Below are 3,636 nucleotides of genomic sequence, written 5' to 3'. Positions count from 1 at the left end.
GGGCCCGGGTGCGCCTGCGGGCGGATGCGCTGCGTGGCGCGGCGCCCATGCCCCTGGATGAGGCGGTGGCGGCCTTCCGTGAAGGGCGGCCTCCGGGCTTTGGCGTGTACCGGGGCCGGCTGGAGTGCCTGGAGACGCTGACGTCGCCAGGGGGCGTGCCGTGCGCCTTCTACGACGCGGCGGTGCACGCGGTGGGGGCGCGGGGCCACAAGGGGCCGCTCCTGTCGCGCGAGCGCGCGTATTCGCCGGTGCTGCTCTTGAAGGGCGAGCGCACGAGCGCGGCGGTGGGCTTCGCGCCGTCCGCGCTGCTGGCGCCGGTGGAGGTGCGCCGGTGCGTGGCGCCGCCCGCGCTCACCCAGGCGGAGCTGTTGGGTGAACCCGCGCAAGCGCTGTCCTGGGAGCGCGTGGGCGTCCCGGGCGAGGCGTGTCTGGTGGTGGGAGAGCTTTCGCGCGGTCCCTGCGACGGCACCTACGCACTGCGCGGTCGCGGCGGGCGTCCGGCGCTGGTGGTGCTGGGGGAGGGAGCCACCGGCACCGGCGGGGTGTTGTCCCGCCGGGCCTGGAGGCACTTCGCGGCGGCCGGGGCGCTGTCCCTGGCCGCCGTGTTCATGCTCGCCCGGACCCTGTGAGGTCCGGGCGGGTTTCAGCGGCTACCCCGGATCGATCTGGCAGTTGTTCGGGCAGGCGTCGGTGTTGACGTCGTTGCCGTCGTCGCACGTCTCGCCGAAGTCGTACTGCGGGATGCCGTCACCGCAGCGCGCGTTCCAGATGCAGCTGAGGCTGCACTTGCCGTAGCCCGGGCCGTTGTTGTTGCCGTTGTCGCACTGCTCACCCCGGTCCACCTTGCCGTTGCCGCAGGTGGACTCGCAAACGGTGCGCTGGGTCTCGAAGTTGTTCAGGGTCAGCTTGTACGAGGACTGGGACGTGTGGCGCTCCGCCTGGAACACGACGACCTCGTAGATCTTCCCCTTCACCAGCCCCAGGCCGGAGACGGTGGCCGCGTCCGACAGGGACACCGTGCCGGACGTGGCGCCGTGCACTCCGCCCAGGTCCAGGGCGAGCTTGCGGTTGATGTACACCCACACGTCGTCGTCGCCCAGGAACGTCAGGACTTCGTTGCCCTTGAACTCGAACCAGTAGCGCGTCTCGCTGGTGAAGCTGAAGTTGCGCGGGGTGCCGGTGTTGTCGTTGAGGCGGTTCTCCTTGCCCTGACCCACCCAGCCGCTGTTGTCGAGCGGGAAGAAGGTCTGGTCATCGAACAGGTAGGAGCCGTTGGCCTGCTTGGTGAGCTTCAGCGTGCTGACCTCGGTGACGTTGACGTCGAGCGTGTCGACGTACCACTGGTCGAAGGCCGTCTTGCCGTGGGTGGTGCCGGAGGCCACGCCGCCCTTCGCGTAGACGGGCTTGCCGTTGGCGCCGAGCGCGGCGAACTTCGGCCCGACGATGCCCTGCTCCGCGCCGTTCGCATCGTTGAAGTCCGGGTGCAGGATCGCGGGGGACTTGCAGCCCGAACTCGCTCCGCAGAAGTCGCGGTAGACCACCGGGATCTCCACCTCGTTCGGCAGGGTGCCCTTGACGTTGTAGCAGGCGAAGCCGTCCTCCAGCTTGCACTCGGACGAGCAGCCGTCGTTGTTGCGCTTGTTGCCGTCGTCGCACTCCTCGGTGGTGTCACCGGGGAGGATGACGCCGTCGCCGCAGCGGGCCTCGCAGGTGCCGTTCACGCACTTGGGCTCCAGCACGCACAGCGGCGAGCAGCCGTCGCCCATGTCGTGGTTGCCGTCGTCGCACTGCTCGGTGCCCTCCGGGATGCCGTCGCCGCACTTCGTCGTCGTGCACGGCTGGCCCACTTTTTCGCACTTGTAGCCGGGCTCCAGACGGCAGGTGTCGCTGCAGCCGTCACCCTTCGTGAGGTTGCCGTCCTCGCACTCCTCCTCGCCCGCGAGGATGCCGTCATTGCACTGGGCCGCGCGGCAGCGCTGACCCTGGAAGGGGCAGGACCAGCCGGTCTCCACGACGGAGCAGTCCGCGTTGCAGCCGTCGCCGGATGCTGTATTGCGGTCGTCGCAAACCTCGCCCTCCTCGACGATGCCGTTGCCGCACGCCGTCGCCACGACGCAGGGCCGTCCCGACACGGGACACTCGAAGCCGACCTCCACCTCTGCGCAGTCGTTCTTGCAGCCGTCGCCACTCACGGTGTTGGCGTCGTCACAGGCCTCGCCCTTCTGGACCTTGCCGTCGCCACAGACCTTGGGACCCGGATCATACGAACCGCCGTCGGGCTGCTTGTCGCCCCCGTCGGTGGAGCCACCATCGGTGCCACCGTCCGTGACATTCGTGCCGCCGTCTTCGTCCGGGCCCTCGTTGCCGGGACAGGCTGTCAGCGTCAGGAGGAGTGAAGCGAGCACGACGCTCGCGAGTCGGGGGATGCGGGGAGAATGTTTCAGCATGACGCAGATGCTGAAAGCCCGTACCCCCAGGTGTCAAATGGATCAGGTGATTTCCCACCCAGCCAATGCGTAAAAATGCAGAAAGCCCGTATGGGTGTACGGGCTTCCTGCGTCGCCCCGTCTCCCAGGGCTACATCTGTTCCAGCTCCCGACCCTTCGTCTCGTGGATGTACCTGGCGGCGAAGAAGATGGAGAAGACGGCGGCCGTGGCGTACAGGCCGTACGCCCAGCCCAACCCGGCGGCCTGCAGTGACGGGAACGTGGCGGACACCAGGAAGTTGGCCAGCCACTGCGCCATGGCCGCGATGGACAGCGCGAGCGCGCGGATGCTGTTGGGGAACATCTCTCCCAGGAGCACCCAGACGACGGGCCCCCACGAGAAGCCGAAGAAGACGACGTAGAGGTTCGCGGCGACGAGCGCCGTGGTGCCGGCCGCGCCCTGCAGCACGGGCTTGCCCGCGGCGTCCAGCGGCGCGGTGCCGAAGAGGTACGCCATCAGCCCCAGCGTGAGCGCCATGCCCACGGAGCCGATGAGCAGCAGCGGCTTGCGGCCCACCCTGTCCACGAACCCGATGGCCACGAGCGTGGTGAGGATGTTGGTGACGCTGGTGATGACGGTGATGGCCAGCGAGTTGTGCTCGGTGAAGCCCACCGCCTGCCAGAGCACGCTGGAGTAGTAGAAGATGACGTTGATGCCCACGAGCTGCTGGAGCATCGCGAGCACGATGCCGACCCACACGATGGGCAGGAACCCGAAGCGGCCGCCCTTCAGGTCCGCCAGGTGCGGCGTGTAGTTCGCCCGCAGCGAGCGGCGGATCTCCACGACCTTGGACGGCGCGGCGTCCCCCTCGATGTCGCGCAGCACGCCCAATGCCTCCTGCTCACGGCCCTTCGCGACGAGGAAGCGCGGGGACTCCGAGATGAAGATGGCGCCGATGCCGTAGAAGAGCGCGGGGGGCAGACCGCTGAAGAACATCCACCGCCACGCGGTGAGGCCCAGCCAGGTGGGGTTGGACGCGGAGCCCGCGTAGAGCGCGATGGCGAAGTCCCCCAGCAGGGCCACGAAGATGCCGGACACGATGGCCAGCTGTTGCAGGGACGCCAGGCGGCCGCGCAGGTACGCCGGGGCGATCTCCGCGATGTACGTGGGCGCCACGACGCTGGCGAAGCCCACCCCCAGCCCGCCCAC

Annotated in this window: 3 protein-coding genes; 1 reads left to right on the top strand and 2 read right to left on the bottom strand. The window is 68.9% G+C overall.

Annotated features, from left to right (window positions below):
• On the top strand, positions 1 to 629 hold a 629-nt coding region (locus D7X55_RS37375; protein ID WP_121725524.1), incomplete at its 5' end, for a hypothetical protein.
• 21 nt (positions 630 to 650) lie between these two features.
• Here D7X55_RS37375 and D7X55_RS37370 read toward each other — a convergent pair.
• Both D7X55_RS37370 and D7X55_RS37365 read right to left on the bottom strand, forming a co-directional pair.
• Positions 651 to 2,447, bottom strand: a complete 1,797-nt coding sequence (locus tag D7X55_RS37370) for a DUF4215 domain-containing protein (protein ID WP_120552664.1) — start codon at positions 2,445 to 2,447, stop codon at positions 651 to 653.
• A 130-nt stretch (positions 2,448 to 2,577) separates the two neighbouring features.
• A partial coding sequence (locus D7X55_RS37365) for a sugar porter family MFS transporter (protein WP_121725523.1) occupies positions 2,578 to 3,636 on the bottom strand: 1,059 nt, incomplete at its 5' end.

This window comes from Corallococcus sp. AB049A (assembly GCF_003668885.1).
GTDB classification, from domain to species: Bacteria; Myxococcota; Myxococcia; order Myxococcales; family Myxococcaceae; genus Corallococcus; species Corallococcus interemptor.
The sequence above is the reverse complement of the archived record's forward strand: the minus strand, read 5'-3'. Positions and strand labels throughout refer to the sequence as shown.

Excerpts from the sequence above, each read along its gene's own strand:
- D7X55_RS37370 (WP_120552664.1), bottom strand. The coding sequence starts at position 2,447 with ATGCTGAAACATTCTCCCCGCATCCCCCGACTCGCGAGCGTCGTGCTC.